At 64.9% G+C, this 20,189-nt stretch carries 19 protein-coding genes; 10 read left to right on the top strand and 9 right to left on the bottom strand.

The genetic code is table 11. The features are described from left to right. The 10 genes from VGL01_RS06855 to VGL01_RS06810 form a co-directional block, all read left to right on the top strand. On the top strand, window positions 1–1,167 hold a 1,167-nt coding region (locus VGL01_RS06855; protein WP_331568102.1), incomplete at its 5' end, for an FGGY-family carbohydrate kinase. A gap of 167 nt (window positions 1,168–1,334) precedes the next feature. After that, complete coding sequence (locus tag VGL01_RS06850) at window positions 1,335–2,441, top strand: S-(hydroxymethyl)glutathione dehydrogenase/class III alcohol dehydrogenase (RefSeq protein ID WP_331568101.1); 1,107 nt, start codon at window positions 1,335–1,337, stop codon at window positions 2,439–2,441. Window positions 2,442–2,533: 92 nt separating this feature from the next. Continuing rightward, window positions 2,534–3,391 carry an S-formylglutathione hydrolase gene (fghA, locus tag VGL01_RS06845; protein WP_331568100.1) on the top strand — a complete coding sequence of 286 codons (858 nt, stop codon included), beginning with the start codon at window positions 2,534–2,536 and terminating at the stop codon, window positions 3,389–3,391. 128 nt (window positions 3,392–3,519) lie between these two features. Continuing rightward, entirely contained in the window at window positions 3,520–4,275 is a 756-nt protein-coding gene (locus tag VGL01_RS06840) for a YoaK family protein (protein ID WP_331568099.1), read from the top strand. A 269-nt stretch (window positions 4,276–4,544) separates the two neighbouring features. Then, the gene (locus VGL01_RS06835) at window positions 4,545–5,318 is read left to right on the top strand and encodes an L-iditol 2-dehydrogenase (protein WP_331568098.1); all 774 of its coding nucleotides are present in this window, start codon (window positions 4,545–4,547) and stop codon (window positions 5,316–5,318) included. Between the two features lie 92 nt (window positions 5,319–5,410). After that, the gene (locus tag VGL01_RS06830) at window positions 5,411–6,757 is read left to right on the top strand and encodes a sugar ABC transporter substrate-binding protein (RefSeq protein WP_331568097.1); all 1,347 of its coding nucleotides are present in this window, start codon (window positions 5,411–5,413) and stop codon (window positions 6,755–6,757) included. Window positions 6,758–6,926: 169 nt separating this feature from the next. Beyond that, window positions 6,927–7,862 carry a sugar ABC transporter permease gene (locus tag VGL01_RS06825; protein WP_331568096.1) on the top strand — a complete coding sequence of 312 codons (936 nt, stop codon included), beginning with the start codon at window positions 6,927–6,929 and terminating at the stop codon, window positions 7,860–7,862. Next, window positions 7,859–8,719 carry a carbohydrate ABC transporter permease gene (locus tag VGL01_RS06820; protein ID WP_331568095.1) on the top strand — a complete coding sequence of 287 codons (861 nt, stop codon included), beginning with the start codon at window positions 7,859–7,861 and terminating at the stop codon, window positions 8,717–8,719. Before VGL01_RS06825 ends, VGL01_RS06820 begins: the two co-directional genes overlap by 4 nt. Next, window positions 8,716–9,459, top strand: coding sequence for an HAD family phosphatase (locus tag VGL01_RS06815; RefSeq protein WP_331568094.1), 744 nt, complete (start codon window positions 8,716–8,718; stop codon window positions 9,457–9,459). The genes VGL01_RS06820 and VGL01_RS06815 overlap by 4 nt, the downstream gene beginning before the upstream one ends. Further along, window positions 9,447–10,568, top strand: coding sequence for a sn-glycerol-3-phosphate ABC transporter ATP-binding protein UgpC (locus tag VGL01_RS06810; RefSeq protein WP_331568093.1), 1,122 nt, complete (start codon window positions 9,447–9,449; stop codon window positions 10,566–10,568). Before VGL01_RS06815 ends, VGL01_RS06810 begins: the two co-directional genes overlap by 13 nt. Before the next feature lie 38 nt (window positions 10,569–10,606). Here the strand turns inward: VGL01_RS06810 and VGL01_RS06805 are convergent, their stop codons facing one another. The 9 genes from VGL01_RS06805 to kynU all read right to left on the bottom strand — a co-directional run bounded on the left by VGL01_RS06805 (window position 10,607) and on the right by kynU (window position 20,180). Then, entirely contained in the window at window positions 10,607–11,587 is a 981-nt protein-coding gene (locus VGL01_RS06805; RefSeq protein ID WP_331568092.1) for a sugar-binding transcriptional regulator, read from the bottom strand. Window positions 11,588–11,627: 40 nt separating this feature from the next. Next, on the bottom strand, window positions 11,628–13,118 hold the full coding sequence (xylB, locus tag VGL01_RS06800; RefSeq protein WP_331568091.1) for a xylulokinase: 1,491 nt from the start codon (window positions 13,116–13,118) through the stop codon (window positions 11,628–11,630). Between the two features lie 100 nt (window positions 13,119–13,218). Further along, window positions 13,219–14,616 (bottom strand): D-arabinitol 4-dehydrogenase, encoded by a 1,398-nt coding sequence (dalD, locus tag VGL01_RS06795; RefSeq protein WP_331568090.1) that lies wholly within the window; start codon window positions 14,614–14,616, stop codon window positions 13,219–13,221. Between the two features lie 107 nt (window positions 14,617–14,723). Further along, complete coding sequence (locus tag VGL01_RS06790; protein ID WP_331568089.1) at window positions 14,724–15,512, bottom strand: metal ABC transporter permease; 789 nt, start codon at window positions 15,510–15,512, stop codon at window positions 14,724–14,726. Further along, window positions 15,505–16,398, bottom strand: a complete 894-nt coding sequence (locus VGL01_RS06785) for an ABC transporter ATP-binding protein (RefSeq protein ID WP_331568088.1) — start codon at window positions 16,396–16,398, stop codon at window positions 15,505–15,507. The genes VGL01_RS06790 and VGL01_RS06785 overlap by 8 nt, the downstream gene beginning before the upstream one ends. After that, on the bottom strand, window positions 16,395–17,324 hold the full coding sequence (locus VGL01_RS06780) for a metal ABC transporter solute-binding protein (protein WP_331568087.1): 930 nt from the start codon (window positions 17,322–17,324) through the stop codon (window positions 16,395–16,397). The genes VGL01_RS06785 and VGL01_RS06780 overlap by 4 nt, the downstream gene beginning before the upstream one ends. 24 nt (window positions 17,325–17,348) lie before the next feature. Then, the gene (locus tag VGL01_RS06775; RefSeq protein WP_331568086.1) at window positions 17,349–17,834 is read right to left on the bottom strand and encodes a Fur family transcriptional regulator; all 486 of its coding nucleotides are present in this window, start codon (window positions 17,832–17,834) and stop codon (window positions 17,349–17,351) included. A 121-nt stretch (window positions 17,835–17,955) separates the two neighbouring features. Beyond that, window positions 17,956–18,861: a tryptophan 2,3-dioxygenase gene (gene kynA / locus VGL01_RS06770; RefSeq protein ID WP_331568085.1), complete on the bottom strand. Its 906-nt coding sequence runs from the start codon at window positions 18,859–18,861 to the stop codon at window positions 17,956–17,958. 68 nt (window positions 18,862–18,929) lie between these two features. Beyond that, complete coding sequence (gene kynU, locus VGL01_RS06765; protein ID WP_331568084.1) at window positions 18,930–20,180, bottom strand: kynureninase; 1,251 nt, start codon at window positions 20,178–20,180, stop codon at window positions 18,930–18,932. Window positions 20,181–20,189 lie beyond the last annotated feature (9 nt).

The raw sequence follows: 20,189 nt of genomic DNA, 5'->3' as shown, positions 1-20,189 counted from the left end.
GCCGCGGGCTTGCTCGATGCGTGGCCCGAGCCGCAGCCGAATCCCGTCGCGCCCGGCATGGCTGGGCCGCTCTTGCGGTGGATCATGCAAAACGAGCCGAGGGCGGCGGCCGCGACGCGCTGGGCGTTGCAACCGAAGGATTGGCTGCGCGTGGCATTGGGCGGAGCCGCACTCAGCGATCCGTCGGACGCCTGCGCAACCGCGCTTACCGATGCTTCGGGGGCATGGGACGACGAGCGCATTGCCGCGCTGGGATTGCCGCGCCAGTGGTTCGCGCCGCTCGCGCCTCATTCGTATGCGGCGGCGGGCGAGCTATCGGCCGAGGCGGCGCGCTCGCTCGGTCTGCCAGCCGGCATTCCGCTTGCGGTCGGCGCGGCCGACACGGCGAGCGCCGCACTCGGCAGCGGCCTCGCGCACGACGGGGATGCGCTCGTCACCACGGGCAGCGGAGGGCAGATCGTGGTTCTGGCGACGAACGAGCCCCGGCCCGCGCGCGGGTTGCATCGCTATCGGACGGCGACGGGACAGTGGTACCGCATGGCTGCGATGCAGAACGTGGGTGTGGCGCTCGAGCACGTGCGCGCCTGGCTCGGTTACGTTGACTGGCCCGCTGCCTATGCGGACGCGTTTGACCTGGCCAGCGCAGAGACGACACGCTCAGCCGTGACCTTCCTGCCTTACCTGAGCGGCGAGCGCTCGCCCTGGATGAACCCGGCCGCGCGCGGCGGCTGGCTAGGCCTCGGCCTCGACGACACGCGCGGCTCGATGATGCGCGCGGCGTTCGAAGGCGTCGCATTCGCGCTGCGTGCGGGGCTCGATACGATCCGCGCCGATGCGGGGCAAAGCCCGCCGCAAGCGGGGCGCAAGATCGATCGCCTGCGGCTGGCGGGTGGCGGCTCGGTCGATCCGCGCTGGCGGCAATTGCTTGCCGATGCGCTCGATGCCGAACTCGACGCTGTCGATTGCCCCAACGTCGGTGCTCGCGGCGCGGGGCTGATCGCGGGGCTGGCGAGCGGCCACTGGCGCGAAGCGGACCTGCCGGCGCTCGCGCCGCCCGCCGAGCCAGTGGCGAGCCCGAGCGGCGATGCGGCGCTGGCCGCGCGGTATGCGCGGTTTCTCGATTTATATGGACGTACGGAAAGCTGGTTCGGTGTGGCCCAGCGGTGATGCCAGTCTTCGAGCAAAGAGGCTCTGGCATGTCGAGAAATCATCGACGCGCGTCGCACCGTGGCTCGCGCGAGAGGCGGATTTGCGCGATCATGGCCGTCGCCGCGTGGCGAAGGCCTGTGGGCCAACCAAACCACGCCAAAGAAACAACTCAGGAGCACGTGTAGATGAAAACGAAAGCCGCAATCGCATGGAAGGCGGGCGCCCCGCTCACGATCGAAGAGGTCGAACTCGAGGGACCGCGTGCGGGCGAGGTATTGATCGAGGTCAAAGCCACCGGTATTTGCCACACGGACTATTACACGTTGTCCGGCGCCGATCCCGAAGGGATTTTTCCGGCGATTCTCGGGCACGAAGGCGCAGGCATCGTCGTTGATGTCGGCCCTGGCGTCGGCACGCTCAAAAAGGGCGACCACGTGATCCCGCTTTACACGCCGGAGTGCCGCGAATGCAAGTTCTGCCTGTCGCGCAAGACGAATCTCTGCCAGAAGATTCGTGCGACGCAGGGCAAGGGCCTGATGCCTGACGCGACGTCGCGCTTTTCGATCGACGGCAAACCTCTCTTCCACTACATGGGTACGTCGACGTTTTCGAACTACATCGTCGTGCCGGAGATCGCAGTGGCGAAGATCCGCGAAGACGCGCCGTTCGACAAGGTCTGCTACATCGGCTGCGGCGTGACGACGGGTGTCGGCGCGGTCGTCTATTCGGCGAAGGTCGAAGCGGGTGCCAATGTGGTCGTGTTCGGGCTCGGCGGAATCGGCCTCAATGTGATCCAGGGCGCGAAGATGGTGGGCGCGGACAAGATCATCGGAGTCGACATCAATCCGAAGCGCGTCGAACTCGCGAAGAAATTCGGAATGACGCACTTCATCAACCCGAACGACGTCGAAAACGTGGTAGACCAGATCGTTCAACTGACGGACGGCGGCGCGGACTACTCGTTCGAATGCGTGGGCAACGTACAACTGATGCGCCAGGCGCTCGAGTGTACGCACAAGGGCTGGGGCCAGTCGTTCATCATCGGCGTCGCCGCGGCGGGCCAGGAGATCAGCACGCGTCCATTCCAGCTCGTCACGGGCCGGGAATGGAAGGGCTCGGCCTTCGGCGGCGCGCGAGGACGCACCGACGTCCCGAAGATCGTCGATTGGTACATGGAAGGCAAGATCAATATCGACGATCTGATCACGCACACGCTGCCGCTCGAGCGCATCAACGAAGGCTTCGATCTGATGAAGAAGGGTGAATCGATTCGCTCGGTCGTCCTCTATTGATGCCGGGTCCGGAGCGCGGGTCGCCGAGCTCCGGATCGGTGCCGAATCGCACTGAATCGCATTGAACCGCATCCGCATCAAGGAGACGCACGATGCTCGAATTGCTCTCGTCGCACGCCTGCCATGGCGGGCAGCAGCGTTTTTACCGGCACGAGTCGAAGGCCATCGGACTGCCGATGCAGTTCTCGATCTATTTGCCGCCGCACGCGCAGCACGGCCGTGTGCCGGCGCTGTTCTATCTCGCTGGTCTGACCTGCACCGAAGAGACTTTCCCCATCAAGGCGGGCGCACAGCGCTTCGCCGCGCGGCTCGGCATGGCACTCATCGCGCCCGATACGAGCCCGCGCGGGGCCAATATCGAAGGCGACAGCGAGAACTGGGATTTCGGCGTGGGGGCCGGCTTTTATGTCGATGCGACGCGCGAGCCCTGGTCGAAGCACTACCAGATGTACTCCTATGTGCGTGACGAGCTGCGCCACGCGGTGCTCGCCGAGCTGCCAATCGACGGCGCCCGGCTCTCGATCTGCGGGCATTCGATGGGCGGGCATGGTGCGCTTGTACTCGCGTTGCGCAATCCGGGCCTTTATCGATCCGTTTCGGCATTCGCACCGATTTCGGCACCGATGCGCTGTCCATGGGGCCAAAAGGCGTTTTCCGGCTACCTGGGCGACGATCGCGACGCTTGGCGGCAATATGACGCAAGCGATCTCGTCGGGCGCGCCGGTACAGCACGCTTCGAAGAAGGCATTCTCATCGATCAGGGCCTTGCGGATAAATTCCGCGTCGAGCAACTCCATCCGGAGGTGTTTGAAGCCGCATGCCTGAAGGCAGGACAACCGCTTACTCTGCGTCGGCACGAGGGCTACGATCACGGCTATTACTTCATCGAGACCTTTATCGAAGATCACATCGCGCATCACGCCCGCGCCTTGTCGCTCACGCCAGCCTGAGACAGACGGCTCAGCGCGACGATTGGCGGCGTGCTACGATTTGCTGCGCGCCAATGCTTGACATGTGCCTTCGCGGTCTCAGCGGCGCGTCTTTATGCGCCGTTTCGACGACGCGCGAGCCGTTCAGCATGCCGATTCAATACCTCCGCGGGTTCACCATGCCCGAGCGTACCGACGAAGCCAATCGTCGGCTCGGGCGCTCGCTCGCGTTCGTCGCAGGCGCCGCCAATGCGGGCGGCTTTCTTGCCGTGGGGCAGTACACGTCGCATATGTCGGGGATCGCCTCCACGTTTGCCGACTCTCTGGCGCTTGGCAGCATCGAGACGGCGGTGACCTGCGTGGCGTCTTTGCTCTCGTTCCTTTGCGGCGCGGCGACTTCGGCCATCTTGATCAACTGGGGCCGCAGACGTGCGCTGACCAGTCTCTACGCCATGCCGCTAATGCTCGAAGCTGTGCTACTGCTTTGCTTCGGGCTGCTCGGCTCGCACCTCGAGGGCCATCGGGTGCTGTTCGTGCCGGCTACCGTGGCGCTGCTGTGCTTCGTGATGGGGCTGCAAAACGCGATGATCACGAAGATTTCGAAAGCGGAGATTCGTACCACCCATGTGACGGGGCTCGTCACCGATCTCGGCATTGAACTCGGCAAGCTCTTTTACTGGAATGCGTCGCGCGGCGACGAGGCGCCCGACCCGCTGTTCGTGCGCGGTGATCGGCAGAAGCTGGTGCTCCTGGCCTCATTGCTGGCCGCGTTCATTTGCGGCGGGCTCGCGGGCGCGATCGGCTTCAAGCATCTCGGCTTCGTATCGACGGTGCCCCTCGCAACGGTTCTACTCGCGCTCGCCGCAGTGCCGTTGGTGGACGACATGCTGGGGCCGCGGGGCTAAGCCGCCTTGGCCTATTCGCTCCGTTAGCCCAACGGAGCCACTTTCCCTCGACCAAGATCCTTTCGCATTTCGGCGAAAGGCGATTTCACGTCCCGCTTTCCTCAGTACGCCCTCTCCCGCACTGCAACATCGAAACCGCTTCCTCACGCTTGACAGCCCCGAGCGCGTATCCGATCATTCGATCACCAAACGAGCAAATGCTCTGTCGTTGAGCGATAGCTCACCGGCAAAGAAAACGGGTCACTTCATTACCCAATCGGAGACGTTTCGTGAAATTGCGCGAAAAAGTGGCAATCGTGACGGGCGCCGCGAGCGGAATCGGTGAGGCCGTGGCCGAGCGGTATGTGAGCGAGGGCGCTCGCTGTATGCTGGTCGACGTCAAATCCGCCGATGCCATATCCTCGCTCGTCGAACGGCACCCCGATCACGTCCATGCTGTCACCGCCGACATCACGCGCCGCGAGGACATCGAACGCATCGTGGCCGGCACCGTCGAGCGCTTCGGCGGCATCGACATCCTGTTCAACAACGCGGCCATCTTCGATATGCGCCCGCTGCTCGACGAATCCTGGGACATCTTCGACAAACTGTTCTCCGTCAACGTGAAGGGCATGTTCTTCATGATGCAAGCGGTGGCCCGGCGCATGGTCGAGCAGGGCCGGGGCGGCAAGATCATCAACATGTCCTCGCAGGCAGGCCGCCGCGGCGAAGCGCTCGTTTCACATTACTGCGCCACGAAGGCCGCCGTCCTCAGCTACACGCAATCGGCTGCCCTGGCTCTCGCGCCCCATAAGATCAACGTGAACGGCATTGCCCCGGGCGTCATCGACACCCCGATGTGGAAAGACGTCGACGCCTTGTTCGCCCGCTACGAAAACCGGCCGCTCGGCGAGAAAAAACGCCTCGTGGGCGAAGCCGTGCCGCTCGGGCGCATGGGTGTACCCGCCGATCTCACGGGCGCCGCGCTTTTTCTGGCCTCGGCCGATGCCGACTACATCACTGCGCAAACACTCAATGTCGATGGCGGCAACTGGATGAGCTAGACCTTTGCCGCATGCGCGCCTACAACAAAGGCTGACGGATGCGGCGTGAGCCCGAGCAGTTCCCTACAACGTACAAGACTAGGAGACACACGATGCAATCTGAATTCGGTACCGCCCGCCGTTTTGCGTACAAGGCGTTGGGCGCCGCTGTGCTGGCTTGCGCGGCGGGAGGCGCCGCCAGCGCCGCATCGGCTGCGACCGTCACGATCGCTGTCGTGAACAATCCCGACATGCTCGAGATGAAAAAGCTCTCGGCGGAGTTCGAAAAGGCCAATCCGGATATCAAGCTCAATTGGGTCGTGCTCGAGGAGAACGTGCTGCGCCAACGCGCCACGACCGATATCACGACGGGCAGCGGCCAGTTCGACGTCATGATGATCGGCGCCTACGAGGCTCCGCAGTGGGGCAAGCGCGGCTGGCTCTCGCCGATGACGAATCTGCCCGCCGACTACGACTTGAACGATGTCCTCAAACCCGTGCGCGACAGCCTCTCGTCCGGCGGTACCCTCTACGCGCTGCCGTTTTACGCGGAAAGCTCGATGACGTTCTACCGCAAGGATTTGTTCGCGGCGAAGGGCCTGACCATGCCGCCGAATCCGACCTACGATCAGATCGCGCAATTTGCCGACAAGCTGACGGACAAGTCGGCCGGCATCTACGGCATCTGCTTGCGCGGCAAGGCGGGTTGGGGCGAAAACATGGCCTACCTGACGACGCGTGTCAATGCTTACGGCGGCCGCTGGTTCGACGAGAAATGGCACGCACAGTTGACCACGCCCGAATGGAAAAAGGCCGTCAGCACCTATGTCGATCTGATGAAAAAGGATGGCCCCCCGGGCGCCAGCTCGAACGGCTTCAACGAAAACCTGACGCTGATGTCCTCGGGCAAGTGCGCGATGTGGATCGACGCGACGGTGGCTGCCGGCATGCTCTATAACAAGCAGCAGTCGCAGGTGGCCGACAAGATCGGCTTCGCCGCGGCGCCGACGGAAGTCACGGCGAACGGCTCGCATTGGCTGTGGGCCTGGGCACTCGCCATTCCGAAGACGTCCAAGCAGCAGGATGCCGCGAAGAAGTTCATCGGTTGGGCGACGGGCAAGCCCTATATCGAACTCGTGGCCAAGGACGAAGGCTGGGCTTCCGTGCCGCCCGGCACGCGCCAATCGACGTATGCGCGCGCCGAGTACAAGCAGGCGGCGCCGTTCTCGGACTTCGTGCTGAAGGCGATCGAGACGGCCGACCCGAATCACCCGACGTTGAAGCCCGTTCCCTACACCGGCGTGCAGTTCGTCGGCATTCCTGAGTTTCAATCGTTCGGTACGGTGGTCGGGCAGAGCGTCTCGGGCGCGCTCGCGGGCCAGATGTCCGTCGATCAGGCGCTTGCGGCCGGTAACGCGGCGGCCGATCGCGCGGTGCGGCAAGCGGGCTATCAAAAGTAACCGGCAAGACGCACCCGCGGTAGCGGGACCCGAAACGCGGTAATCGATCGGACGATGCGTGCGATACGTGCAATACGCATCGTCGGGTCCCGTGCCGTCCGCCCGGCACGCCGTGCAAGACGCGCCGGGCCGATGTAACGAGGTGACGGAAGATCAGGAGGCCTTAACGATGCGACATCTTCACCTTCCCATGGCGCATGCGGAGAACGAGGCCGCCGTGCCGAGTCCCGAGCGGCGCGCATTGCCGACACGCTGGCTCGCGATGCCTTCTGTCGCGGTCCTCGTGCTCTGGATGACGATTCCGCTCGCGATGACGATCTGGTACTCGTTCTCGCGCTACAACCTGCTCAATCCCGATGCCACCGGCTTTGCCGGCCTCGACAATTACCGCTATCTGATCACCGACCCTGCGTTCATGCCCTCGATCGTGCACACGCTCGAGCTGATCGGGTCGGTGCTCGGTATTACGGTCGTCGGCGGTGTGTTGATGGCGGTACTCTTCGATCGAAAATTCATCGGCCAGGGTATTGCACGCCTGTTCGCGATTGCGCCGTTCTTCGTCATGCCCACGGTCAGCGCGCTCATCTGGAAGAACATGATGCTGCATCCGGTCTACGGCATCATGGCCGACCTGATGCGCGCTTTCGGCATGCAGCCCGTCGATTGGCTGGCCGACTACCCGCTGTTCTCGATCATCGTGATCGTCGCCTGGCAATGGCTGCCATTCGCGTTTCTGATTTTATTCACGGCGATCCAATCGCTCGACGAAGAGCAAAAAGAAGCGGCGCGCATCGACGGCGCCGGCCCCATCGCGATGTTCTTCTTCATCACGCTGCCGCACCTGCGGCGTGCCATTGCGGTGGTCGTCATGATGGAGACGATTTTCCTGCTGTCGATCTTCGCGGAGATCTACACGACGACCTCGGGCGGCCCGGGCAATGCGACGACGATCCTGTCGTACCTCATCTATGCGCTCGGTCTGCAGCAGTTCGATGTCGGCCTCGCGTCGGCGGGCGGCATTCTCGCCGTCGTGCTCGCGAATGTCGTCGCGTTCTTTCTCGTGCGCATGCTCGCGAAAAACCTCAAAGGGGAGTACGACAAATGAGCCATCCGACGCTGCCTGCCGCCCGCACGGGCTGGCCATTGCCGTCGCTCGCCGCGCTCAAGCGCGCGATACCGGGCACATTCGCGTGGCTGATCTCGCTCGCGCTGTTCTTTCCGATCTTCTGGATGACGATCACCGCATTCAAGACGGAGCGCGACGCCTATGCCTCTTCGCTCATCTTTTCGCCGACGTTCGACAGTTTCAGGGAGGTTTTTGCCCGCAGCGATTACTTTGCTTTCGCGCGCAACTCGATTCTGATCTCGGCCGGCGTTACGCTGTTGTGCCTCGCGTTCGCGGTGCCGGCCGCCTACACGATGGCGTTTTTTCCAACGCGGCGCACGCAAAAGCTGCTGTTGTGGATGCTCTCGACGAAGATGATGCCGTCCGTCGGCGTACTCGTGCCGATCTACCTGCTCTGGAAGAACATGGGACTGCTCGATACGGTCTGGGGCCTCGTCATCGTCTATTCGCTGATGAACCTGCCTATCGCGGTCTGGATGGCGTTCACGTACTTCAACGAAATTCCGCGCGACATTCTCGAAGCAGGCCGCATCGACGGCGCGTCGACCTGGCAGGAAATCGTCTATCTGCTCACGCCGATGGCGCTGCCGGGGCTCGCGTCCACCGCGCTGTTGCTCGTCATCCTCTCGTGGAACGAGGCGTTCTGGAGTATCAATCTGTCGAGTTCGCATGCGGCGCCGCTGACTGTGTTCATCGCATCGTACTCGAGCCCGGAGGGGCTCTTCTGGGCGAAGCTGTCGGCTGCATCGCTGCTGGCCGTCGCACCGATTCTGCTCGTCGGCTGGGTTTCGCAAAAGCAGCTCGTTCGCGGCTTGACATTTGGAGCCGTGAAATGACGGGATCGATCCCTGCTCGCCCCGACCGGCTGCTGATTTGCGATTGCGACGGGGTGCTCATCGACAGCGAAGCGGTCGCGGCACAGATGCTGATCGCCGAGCTCAGTGCGCGATGGCCCGATGTCGACGTGGAGCCTGTCGTGATGCCGCTGCTGGGGCTGCGTATCGAGCGCGTGCTCGGCGACAGTGCGGCCGAGCTCGGCAAGACGTTGCGCGGCGAAGAAATCGAAGCGATCAGGCGCAGTGTCGAAGCCGCGGCGCGCGACGCGCCCGTGGTGGCGGGCGTCGAAGCGGCGCTCGACGCTGTTTCGCTGACGAAGGCTTGCGCGAGCAACAGCTACACGGGCTACGTTGAGGCTGTGCTGGCGCGCACCGGGCTCGCGCGCTTTTTCGGCGACAGGCTCTTTTGCGCCGATCGCGTCGCACGGCCGAAGCCTGCACCCGATGTCTACCTTGCCGCGGCGGATCGTTTGGGCGTGCCGCCGCAGGCATGCCTCGTCATCGAGGACAGCGTGGCCGGGGTCGCGGCCGCGAGTGCCGCGGGTATGACGGCGCTCGGCTTCATCGGCGGCGGGCACGCGACTCATCAACACTTCGATGCGCTCACGGCCGCGGGCGCACGACACGTATTCGACGACATGCGCCGCCTGCCGGCGCTCGTCGACCGATGGCTCGACTCGGGCGACGCGTTCGCGCGGGCATCGACCGATATGAAAGGAGACGAATCATGGCAAGCGTGACCCTGCGCGGCATTGCGAAGCGCTACGACGAGAACGAAGTACTGCGCAATGTGAATCTCGATATCGCCGATGGCGAGTTCGTCGTGTTCGTCGGCCCGAGCGGCTGCGGGAAATCGACGCTGCTCAGGATGATCGCGGGCCTCGAGGACATCAGCGGCGGCGAGCTGACCATCGACGGCGCGCGCATGAACGAAGTGCCGCCCGCCAAGCGCGGCATCGCCATGGTGTTCCAGTCGTACGCGCTTTATCCGCATATGTCGCTCTACGACAACATGGCGTTCGGCCTCAAACTCGCGGGCACGAAGAAGGCCGAGATCGAAGAGGCCGTGCGCAATGCCGCCAAGATCCTCCATATCGATCACCTGCTCGACCGCAAACCGAAGCAGCTGTCGGGCGGCCAGCGGCAGCGCGTGGCGATCGGGCGCGCGATTACGCGCAAGCCCAAGGTGTTTCTATTCGACGAGCCGCTGTCGAACCTCGATGCGGCGCTGCGCGTGAAAATGCGGCTCGAGTTCGCGCGGCTGCACGACGATTTGAAGACCACGATGATCTACGTGACGCACGATCAGGTCGAAGCGATGACGCTGGCCGACAAGATCGTCGTGATGTCCGCCGGCAACGTCGAACAGGTCGGCAGCCCGAACCGTCTTTACCACGCGCCTGCGAACCGCTTCGTGGCGGGTTTCATCGGTTCGCCGAAGATGAATTTCCTTGCAGGCGTCGTTCAGAGCTCAGGGGCCGACGGCGTGCTCGTGCGCTACGAAACAGGCGAGATGCAACAAGTGGCCGTGGAGCCGCGCGGCGTACGCGAGGGCGAGCCGGTCACGGTCGGCGTTCGCCCCGAGCACTTGCACGTACGCGCCGCGGGTGGCAGCGAGTTCGGTGTGGCAGCGACGGTGACCGCGGTCGAGTCGCTTGGCGATGCCGCCTATCTTTACGCGGACTCTCCGGTGGCGCCCGACGGACTGATCGCGCGCATTCCCCCGCTCGAGCGGCATGAGCGGGGCGAGGCGCTGAGGCTCGGCGCGGACCCGGAGCACTGCCATCTGTTCGATCAAGAGGGCCACGCGTTCGATCGGAAGATCGTCGAGGTACTGTCGGCGGCGTGAGCCGCGGGGGCGGGGCGCCAAAGGCGATCGATGTCGCTCTAGCGCCCCGACACGTGCCGCGTCTCGCCAGCACTCTCGCCGAGCGCCACGCGCGCGCACGCTTCATCGGTCACCAGCCCCGAGAGCCAGCCGCCTTTGAGCGCGGCCAGCACCGCGCGATGCTTGCGCGGGCCGCCCGCAAAACCGATCGTCGGGCGTTTGGGCGGCGCATCGAGCTGCAGGCTCGTCACGCGCCGCCCTGTCGACGATTCGACGCGCGCGCCTGCGTCATTGATCGGCAGCCCTAACATTTCCGCCCTGGCGCCGAGGCGCGTGAGTTCTTGCACTTCGTCCGCGGTGATGAAGCCGTCGACATGAAGCGGGCATTGCGGCCCGATGTCGCCGATGCCGACGAATGCCACGTCCGCTTGCGCGGACAGCCCTTCGACGATGCGATAAAGACGGTGGTTGCACCACTGCGCCCGCTCGGCTTCACTATCGGCAAGCAGCGGCGCCGGCAGCAGAAAGTGCTTGCCGCCCGTCTTCTCCGAGATATGCAGCGCGACGTCGTAACGGTTCGACGATCCGTCTTGCGCGATCGCACCGACCATCGAGACGAGCCGATGCTGCGGCCGCTCGATCTGCGCGAGTTGATCGACGGCAGCCTTGAGCGTACGGCCGCTGCTGACGGCGACGATCATCGGCTTTTCTTCGCTCAGATAGCGTTCCATGACCTGCGCGCCCGCGACGGCAAGCTTGCGGCCGATGGCTTCGGGGCTGTCGTCGTCGACGGGTGCGATTTCGCACATCGACAAGCCGTATCGCTCCGACAGGCGCGCGGCCAGCGCGAGGCAATCGGCCAAGCGATGCTCGACGCGCACACGAATCAGATTCTTTTCGACAGCGAATGCCACCAGGCGCTGCGCAACGGGGCGCGAGACTTGCAACTTCTCGGCGATCTCGTTTTGCGTATCGCCGGCTACGTAGTAGAGCCAGGCCGCGCGGGTTGCAAGTTCGAGCTTGTCGTTGGATTTGGACACGGATGCGATGCCGGTAGGACTGAGAAACGTTTTGGGCCGCTTACATGCAGGCGACTTGCCGATGTGCCGGATCGAACAGCGGCCGCACGTGACGATAGAGCGCCCGGTACGAATCGAGCCGCCTGCGCAATCGAGCATGCCGCTCGGCGTTCGGCGCGAACTCCGCGACGATGGGCGGCTTGGCCAATGCCTGCGCCGGGTCGCCGCCCGCCGCCAGCCATCCGAGCCGCGCCGCGCCGAGCGCCGCGCCGGTTTCTCCGCCGCCATGCTGGCGTGTCGGAGTCGATAACGCATCGGCGAGCAACTGCGCCCAGTAGGCGCTGCGCGCACCGCCGCCCAGCAGCGAGAGCGCGTTGGGCTTGGTCCCGGCGGCAGCCAAGGCGTCGAGCCCGTCGGCCAGCGCGAGCGTCACGCCTTCGAGCACGGCGTAGCCGAGCAGTGCGCGATCGGTCGCATGCGTCATGCCGAAGAAAACGCCTTGCGCGAACGGATCGTTGTGAGGCGTGCGCTCGCCCGACAGATAGGGCAGAAAAATCGGCGCATCGGCGAGCGCCTCCGGCGGCAGCGCGGCAGCTTCGGCGACCAGCGTCGGCTCGTCCGTGCCGGTCAGCTTGCAGACCCAGCGCAAACAGCTCGCCGCGGACAGCACCACACTCATCTGATGCCAGCGGTCGGGAATGGCATGGCAAAACGCATGAACGGCCGAGGCCGGATTCGGCAGGAACCGATCTCCGACGACGCATAGCACCCCGGACGTACCGAGCGAGACGAAACCGTCGCCCGGCTCCGTCGCACCGATGCCGATGGCGCTCGTCGCGTTGTCGCCGCCACCGGCCGCAACGACGATCTCGTTCGAGGCAAGCCCCCATTCATGCGCGAGCTCGCGCCGCAGCACGCCGGACGGGGCGCTGCCCTCAGCCAAGCGGGGCATTTGCGCGCGTTTCATATCGCATGCGTCGAGCAGTTCGTCGGACCAGTCGCGCCGTGCGACATCGAGCCAGAGCGTCCCAGCGGCGTCCGATGGATCCGAGACCTTGTCGCCCGTCATCATGAGGCGCAAATAGTCTTTCGGCAGCAGCACGGTAGCAGTACGGCGAAAGAGCTCGGGTTCGTGGCGCGCGACCCACAGCAGCTTCGGCGCCGTAAAACCCGGCATGGCCAGGTTCCCGGCGATTTCATGCAGCCGCGGCGCGCGCGCGGTCAGCGCTTCACATTCGTCGACGCTGCGCATGTCGTTCCAGAGAATCGCGGGGCGCAGCACGCGGTCCTGCTCGTCGAGCAAGACGGCGCCATGCATCTGACCGGAGAGTCCGATGCCGCGCACCTGCGAAAACGCTTCGCGGTGCGACTCGCGCAGCTTCGCGAGCGCAATGCAGGTGCCTTCCCACCAGTCGGCGGGGTTCTGCTCGGACCAGCGCGGATGCGGCCGCGAGACGGAAAACGGCGAGCCGGCCGTGCCGAGCACGTGCCCGTTCGGGTCCAGCAGCAAGACCTTCACTTCGGACGTGCCGAGATCGATGCCGAGATACATGGCTGTGAGCCCTTCAGATTCGGAGTCGAAAAGCGCGATGCGCTACTTTAGCCGGGCGCAATGATGCACTGCAATGGGGGTGAGCCCTGCCGACATCGATTCAGCGAGAGGCGAGCCAGCCGTCGACACGTTCGAGCGCGCTTCGCAACGCGGCCAGGAGGGGCGGAGTGTCGGCCAGCCCACCCCACAGGAGCCGGGATGCGCAAAAAGCGGCCAGTGGATCGGGCGCGTCGAACATGCCGCGCGCGGCGGCCTCGTCCATCACGCCATCCTGATAGGTATAGGGCAACGCGCCTTGGCGCCAGCGATCGAGAAAGCGGAAAAAGAGCGCGGGCAGGACCGCCGTGGCGTTGGGCTCGGCGCCGCGCGCAAAGGATTCAGACAGCGTCGGCGCGATGAAGCCTGGAATCTTCGAAAAGCCATCGGCGGCCACGCGTTGATTCGTGTCCTGGATATACGGGTTGCCGAAGCGGTCGAGCACGACGTCGCGATAGCGGGCGAGATCGAGCGGACTCGGCGTGAGACAGGGGATCACGTCCTCGGTCACATAGTCGTACGCGAACCGGCGGATTCGCGCGTCGTGCGTGCCTTCATGAATGAACGTCAGCCCCGCGAGCGTGCCGGCCCATGCGATGCAGCTGTGGCTCGCGTTCAGGATGCGGATTTTCGCTTCCTCGTAGGGCAGCACCGATTCGACGAGTTCCGCACCGACGCGCTCCCATGCCGGACGCCCGGCGCAAAAGCGATCTTCGATGACCCACTGGATGAAGGCCTCGCCCATGACGGGACAGGCGTCGTCGACACCGGTCGCCGCCTTCACGCGTTCGCGAACTTCGGGTGTGGGGCGCGGGGTGATGCGATCCACCATCGAATTGGGGCAGGACGTGTTGGCCTCGAACCACTCGGCGAGCGCGGTGCGGCCGCTCAACTCGAGAAACGAGCGCATGCCCGCTTCGAACCTCTCGCCATTGCTGCGCAGGTTGTCGCAGCTTTGCAGTGTGACGGGGCCGGCATTGCGGGATTGGCGGGCTTCGAGAATGGCAGCGAGCGCACCGTAGATCGTGGTTCGCCCGCCGCGCAGATCGGCGGCGAGGTCCGCATTGGCCGTATCGAGCCGGTCGTGTTCGTCGAGGTAATAGCCGCCCTCGGTCACCGTGAACGAGACGATCTTGCATGCCGGATCGGCACCCGCTTCGATGAGCGCCTCGAGCCCGGGCGACCACGGCAGCACGCGGCCGATCGAGCCGACCGTTTCGTAGGCGCGCTCGCCTTGCGGCGTGACGGTCTCGAGCGTATAGCGCCCGTGTTGCGCCGCCAGCGCGTCGAGCACGGCATTCATGTCGCCGCGGATATTGCCGACCGTGAGCGACCACTGAGGCTCGCCCGGCGCGCTGGCCTGCTGCAGCCGATGCAGATACCACGCCTGATGGGCGCGGTGAAACGATCCCGCGCCGAGGTGGACGATTACATTTGAAGCGCCGCGCTGCGCATTGTCCATCGCTTGTCTCCGATCCAGTCAGATATGACCCCAATCGCCGATTCAATGCGATGGGTCGATCTTTTGTTCTGCAGATGAGCGAATGATCGGTTTGCGCGGAGTGAAAGTCAAGATCGGCGTCGCGCGAGCAGACTCGCCAGATAGACGAGTGCGGCGAGGGCGGTGATCCAGAAGCTCGTGGGCCAATCGGTATAGAACGCGAGCGTCACGCCGAGCCACGCCTGTGCCAGCGCAAACGCCGCGGCGAGTGCGATCCCGCTGCGAAGGCGCGTCGAGATGTTCTGCGCCGCGGCGGCAGGGCCGACCATCAGCGTGAAGACGAGCAACACGCCGACGATCTGCGTACAGGCCGCCACGGCGAGCGCGGCGATCGTCAGGAACAGCATCGATACGACGCGCAGCGAGACTCCCTTCGCTTCGGCGAGCTCGGGTTGCAGCGTCGCAAAAACGAGCGGGCGCATGATTGCGCCGAGCGCGACGAGGCTCGCCACCGCGATGCCGGCCAGTATGGCGAGCGTCGTATGCGTGACGCCGAGCACGTTGCCGAACAGCAGTGCCGTGATTTGCGTGGCGTACGCCGTGAAGAAGTGCAGGAACAGCAGTCCGCAGCCAAGCGAAAGCGAGAGCACGACGCCGATGGCGACATCGCGTCCGGCCAGCCGCTCGCCGAGCGCGCCCATCGAAAGCCCCGCGGCCAGCGTGAACGCAATCATCCCCCAGAGCGGCGAGACGCCGATCAGCGCGGCGCCCGTCGCGCCCGTGAAGCCGACGTGCGACAGGGCATGCCCCGCGAATGTCTGCTCGCGCATGACGAGGAAGTAGCCGACGATCCCGGCCAGCACCGCAACGATGCCCGATGCCGCGAACGCGTTGACCATGAAGTCGTATTCAAACATCGTGCGTATGCCCGTGAGAATGGACGTGGCCGTGCCCGTTGCCGGCTCCCGGCTCGCCCTCGTGCGCGTGATCGTGTTTTTCGATTTCGACGTCGCCTGACATGACGAAAATGCGTCCGTTCACGCGCATGACGTCGATCGGCGAGCCATAGAGCCGGGACAGCACCGGCCGAGTGATGACTTCGTCGACGGTGCCGAGCGCAGCGGAACCGTTGCCGAGATACAGCACGCGATCGAGCGCGCTCAACAGCGGGTTCAGCTCGTGTGCGGAAAAGAGCACAGTGATGCCCAGCTCGCGCTGCACGCGGCGCACGAGTTCCACCACGCCGCGTTGATGGCTCGGATCGAGGCTGATGAGCGGCTCGTCGAGCAGCAGCAGGCGCGGCTGGCCGAGCAGGCATTGCGCCAGCAAAAGCCGCTGCCGCTCGCCACCCGAGAGCTCGGACAGGGGGCGCTCGGCCAACGCGTGGCCGTCCACGAGATCCAGGACCCGCTCGACTTCGGCGCGCGTGGCCGCATCGGTACGCGGCAGGCCCCAACGATGTCCGTCCGCCGCCATGGCGATGAAGTCGCGCCCGCGCAGCCGCCGGCCGGCAAGCGCGCTGCGCACTTGCGGCATGTAGCCGATGCCCGGGTTGCCGCGGGCGATCGGCTCGCCCGCGATGCGGATCGTTCCGTGCGCGAGTGGGACCAGCCCGAGAATCGCGCGCAGCAGTGTGGTTTTGCCCGCGCCATTGGGGCCGAGCACGCCGACGAATTCCCCCGCGCCAACGGTGAGATCGGTATCGGCAAGGATCGTGCGCCCGCCCAGCGCGATCGTGACGCGCTCGAGTTCGAGTGCGCAGCCGCGGGCCGACGCCATTGCCGTTGCCATTGCCTCGATCATGGTTGTTTCGCGTCGAGCGCAGCCTCGAGCGCGCCGAGTTGAGCGAGCATCCATTGCTGGAAGGTCTTGCCCGCCGGTTGCGTTTCCGTGACGCTCACCGTCGGCACGCCCGAGTGCTTCGCGAGCTGGAGCATCCTTTTGGTCAGCGCTTCCGTTGCCTGGCTGTTGTAGATCAGCACGCGGACTTTCCGCTCGCGCAGATCGCGCTCGAACGTCGCGATGTCGCTGGCGCTCGGTTCCGTGTCGTTCATGGCGGCCAACTGAAAGCGCATGTTGCGCATATCGAGGCCTATCGCGTCCGACAGATAGCCGAACACGGGCTCCGTTGCGGTCACCGGCGTGCCGCGATAGCGCTCGCGCAACTGGGCGACCTTCTGGTCGATCGGCTTCAGCGCATCGATGACGGCCGACAGATGCCGGTCGTAGTCGGCCTTGTGCGTCGGGTCGGCCGTAACCAGTGCCGCCTCGATCTTGCGGGCGACGGCCGGCATCGTCTGCGGGGCGTACCAGAGGTGCGGGTTGTCGCCGCTCTTCTTGCCGACGAGTTCGGCCGCGACGATGGTCGTGCGCTGGCCGCCCTTGGACGCGGCGAGCAGTTTTTCCATCCACGGATCGTACGCGGCGCCGTTGTAGACGACGATCGCGGCGTGCTGCAGCGCCCGCGCCGTCTTCGGGCTGGCCTCGAACAGATGCGGATCCTGATCGGGATTGCTGAGAATGCTCGTCACGTCGACATGCTCGCCGCCGATTTGCCTCGCGATATCGCCATAGAAATTCTCGGCCGCCACAATGTTGACTTTGACGTCGCCGGCCGCGAACGCGGCTGCGCTCATCGACAACGCGGCGAACCCCGCCGCGACGGCTTTCGCGATGGCGACGGTCCGGCTATTGCGGCCGATGCGCCGAATCCTGGCAATCGAATTCATCAATATTTTTCCTTGGTATCGACGTTACGAAGAGCGCGGCGGCGCGGACCGGCCCTGCGCCTTGCATTCGCCGCACAGTCCGCTCAACTCGACGACTTGCTTGTGGACTTCGAACCCGTGCGCAGGCGGCGTCGCGGACAGGCGCTCGGCGAGCTCGTCGCCGGGAATCTCGACGGTTTCGCCGCAACGCTCGCAAATCAGGAATTGGCTCTGATGCGGTTTGCCGACTTCGCAGCAGGCGACGAACGCATTGCGCGATTCGATTCGATGCACGAAGCCGTGCTCGACGAGAAAGTCGAGTGCGCGATAGACCGTGGTGGGCGGCACCCGTCCGCGCTCGGGTTCGAGCGCCGCGAGGAGGTCGTAGGCGCCGATCGGCTTGCCCGCACCCGCAACGAGTGCATAGACCTGCCGACGCAGCGGAGTCAGCGCGAGGCCGTTCTCGGCCGCGAACGCATCGGCGCGCGCGAGTCGATCGGCGACGGAATGGGAGTGAGCGGCAGCGGACATGACGTCGGTCCCGATTGAGTATGGGTGACATGATATAACATATCATCCGCTCAGCCGGAAAACCGCTTCGCTACGCGGGGGTATCGGCAAGGCGCCGCGGCAGCAACGGCGCTTCCTCGTTTCAAAGCACGGTGCGCACGTGCCAAAGCTCGGGGAAAAGCACGACGTCGAGCATCTTGCGGAGATACGGGGCGCCCGCTGTGCCGCCGGTACCTTGCTTATAGCCGATGATGCGCTCCACCGTCGTGACGTGACGAAAGCGCCACTGGCGAAATGCGTCCTCGAGATCGACGAGTTCCTCGGCCATCTCGTAGAGCTCCCAGTGCTGCGACGGGTTGCGATAGACCTCGAGCCATGCCGCTTCGACCGAAGCGTCGTAGGCGGTGGGCGAGGTCCAGTCGCGCTCGAGCCGCTCGGGTGCGATCGCGAAGCCGCGTCGCGCAAGCAGCTTGACCACTTCGTCGTAAAACGAGGGGGCCTCGAGCGCCGCGCGCACGGCCGCCAGGATGTCCGGCCGATGCTCGTGCGGCTTGAGCATCTGCGCGTTCTTGTTGCCGAGCATGAATTCGATTTGCCGGTATTGATACGACTGAAAGCCCGACGACCGGCCGAGATACGGGCGCATGGCGGTGTATTCGGACGGTGTCATCGTGGCCAGAACATTCCACGCCTGAACGAGCTGTTCGAGAATGCGCGACACGCGCGCGAGCATCTTGAAGGCGGGCGGCAGGGCGTCGCCCTTCACGCAATCGAGCGCCGCGTGCAGCTCGTACAGCGCGAGCTTCATCCAGAGTTCGCTCGTCTGATGTTGAATGATGAACAGCATCTCGTTGTGGTCGGGCGACAGCGGATGCTGCGCGGACAGCAGCGATTCCAGCGACAAGTAATCGCCATAGCTCATCGATTGTGAAAAATCGAGCTTGGCGTCATGCCAGCCTTCGCCGTTGCGCGCGCTTGCGCTGCCGGCTTTCGCGGTACCGGCGCCGGATACGTCCGGCAACTCGGGCAGCTCCATGTGATCGGTCATGTCGAATTCCTCTCCATCCTTTGCAATGCGGCCGATCGTCGATCCGCACCGCACCGGCGAACATCGGTTCAAGTCACGGTATGGCGCGCGGCGAATTCGGGCGCCCGCCACGTTTGGCGCTCGAGAATGTCGCGCAGGGTTTCGACGGCATCCCAGACGTCGACGAAGCGCGTATAGAGCGGTGTGAACCCGAAGCGCAGCACGGACGGTTCGCGATAGTCGCCGATCACACCGCGCGCGATGAGCGCTTGCATCACTTCATAGCCGTGCCGATGTTCGAAACTCACGTGCGAGCCGCGCTGCGCATGCGCGCGCGGCGTGACGAGCGAAAGCGCCTGGCCCGCGCAGCGCGATTCGACAAGCGCGATGAATTGATCGGTGAGGGCGAGCGACTTGCGGCGCACGGCGTGCATGTCCGTCTCGAGAAAAACGTCGAGCCCACTCTCGACGAGCGCCATCGAAACGATGGGCTGCGTGCCGCAAAGGAACCGTCCGATGCCGTCGTCGGGCGTATAACGCGGGTCCATCGCGAACGGGGCGCGATGTCCCCACCATCCGGAGAGCGGCTGCGAGAGCCGCGCCTGATGGCGCTTGGGCACCCACGCGAAAGCGGGCGAGCCCGGGCCGCCGTTCAGATACTTGTACGTGCAGCCGACCGCGAAATCGGCGTTCGCGCCGTTCAGATCGATGGGCACCGCGCCGGCCGAATGCGCGAGGTCCCAGAGCGCGAGCGCGCCGGCACGATGAGCGATCTCCGTCATTGCGCCCATGTCGTGCATAAGGCCCGTGCGATAGTTGACGTGCGTGAGCATGACGACGGCCGTTTCGCCGTCGATCGCGGCGGGCAGATCCGCGGGGTCGTCGACGAGCCGCAGCGTGTAGCCGCGATCGAGTTGTTCGATGAGCCCCTGTGCGATATAGAGATCGGTCGGGAAATTCGCGCGCTCGGAGACGATCACGCGGCGGCTCGCATCGCGCGCGTCGGCTTCGCGTAACGCCGCCGAGAGCAGTTTGAACAGATTGATCGAGATCGTGTCGGTCACGACGGTCTCGCCCGCCGCGGCGCCCACGAGTGGCGCGAGTTTATCCCCGAGCCTGCGCGGCAACGCGAACCAGCCTGCGCCGTTCCAACTGCGTATGAGCCCGCCGCGCCATTCATCGTCGATGACCGCGCGTGCGCGCGCCGCCGCGGCGACAGGCGGCACGCCGAGCGAATTGCCGTCGAGATAGATCGTCTGCGCGTCGAGCGCGAAACGGCTGCGCAGGTGCGCGAGAGGGTCGCTGCGGTCTAGCGCGAGCGCTTCGTCACGGGTTTTCATGATGTATGG

Source organism: Trinickia sp. (assembly GCF_036503415.1).
Classification (GTDB): Bacteria; Pseudomonadota; Gammaproteobacteria; order Burkholderiales; family Burkholderiaceae; genus Trinickia.
The sequence above is the reverse complement of the archived record's forward strand: the minus strand, read 5'-3'. Positions and strand labels throughout refer to the sequence as shown.

Excerpts from the sequence above, each read along its gene's own strand:
- VGL01_RS06850 (WP_331568101.1), top strand. The coding sequence starts at position 1,335 with ATGAAAACGAAAGCCGCAATCGCATGGAAGGCGGGCGCCCCGCTCACG.
- fghA (WP_331568100.1), top strand. The coding sequence starts at position 2,534 with ATGCTCGAATTGCTCTCGTCGCACGCCTGCCATGGCGGGCAGCAGCGT.
- VGL01_RS06840 (WP_331568099.1), top strand. The coding sequence starts at position 3,520 with ATGCCGATTCAATACCTCCGCGGGTTCACCATGCCCGAGCGTACCGAC.
- VGL01_RS06830 (WP_331568097.1), top strand. The coding sequence starts at position 5,411 with ATGCAATCTGAATTCGGTACCGCCCGCCGTTTTGCGTACAAGGCGTTG.
- VGL01_RS06825 (WP_331568096.1), top strand. The coding sequence starts at position 6,927 with ATGCGACATCTTCACCTTCCCATGGCGCATGCGGAGAACGAGGCCGCC.
- VGL01_RS06820 (WP_331568095.1), top strand. The coding sequence starts at position 7,859 with ATGAGCCATCCGACGCTGCCTGCCGCCCGCACGGGCTGGCCATTGCCG.
- VGL01_RS06815 (WP_331568094.1), top strand. The coding sequence starts at position 8,716 with ATGACGGGATCGATCCCTGCTCGCCCCGACCGGCTGCTGATTTGCGAT.
- VGL01_RS06810 (WP_331568093.1), top strand. The coding sequence starts at position 9,447 with ATGGCAAGCGTGACCCTGCGCGGCATTGCGAAGCGCTACGACGAGAAC.
- xylB (WP_331568091.1), bottom strand. The coding sequence starts at position 13,118 with ATGTATCTCGGCATCGATCTCGGCACGTCCGAAGTGAAGGTCTTGCTG.
- dalD (WP_331568090.1), bottom strand. The coding sequence starts at position 14,616 with ATGGACAATGCGCAGCGCGGCGCTTCAAATGTAATCGTCCACCTCGGC.
- VGL01_RS06790 (WP_331568089.1), bottom strand. The coding sequence starts at position 15,512 with ATGTTTGAATACGACTTCATGGTCAACGCGTTCGCGGCATCGGGCATC.
- VGL01_RS06785 (WP_331568088.1), bottom strand. The coding sequence starts at position 16,398 with ATGATCGAGGCAATGGCAACGGCAATGGCGTCGGCCCGCGGCTGCGCA.
- VGL01_RS06780 (WP_331568087.1), bottom strand. The coding sequence starts at position 17,324 with ATGAATTCGATTGCCAGGATTCGGCGCATCGGCCGCAATAGCCGGACC.
- VGL01_RS06775 (WP_331568086.1), bottom strand. The coding sequence starts at position 17,834 with ATGTCCGCTGCCGCTCACTCCCATTCCGTCGCCGATCGACTCGCGCGC.
- kynA (WP_331568085.1), bottom strand. The coding sequence starts at position 18,861 with ATGACCGATCACATGGAGCTGCCCGAGTTGCCGGACGTATCCGGCGCC.
- kynU (WP_331568084.1), bottom strand. The coding sequence starts at position 20,180 with ATGAAAACCCGTGACGAAGCGCTCGCGCTAGACCGCAGCGACCCTCTC.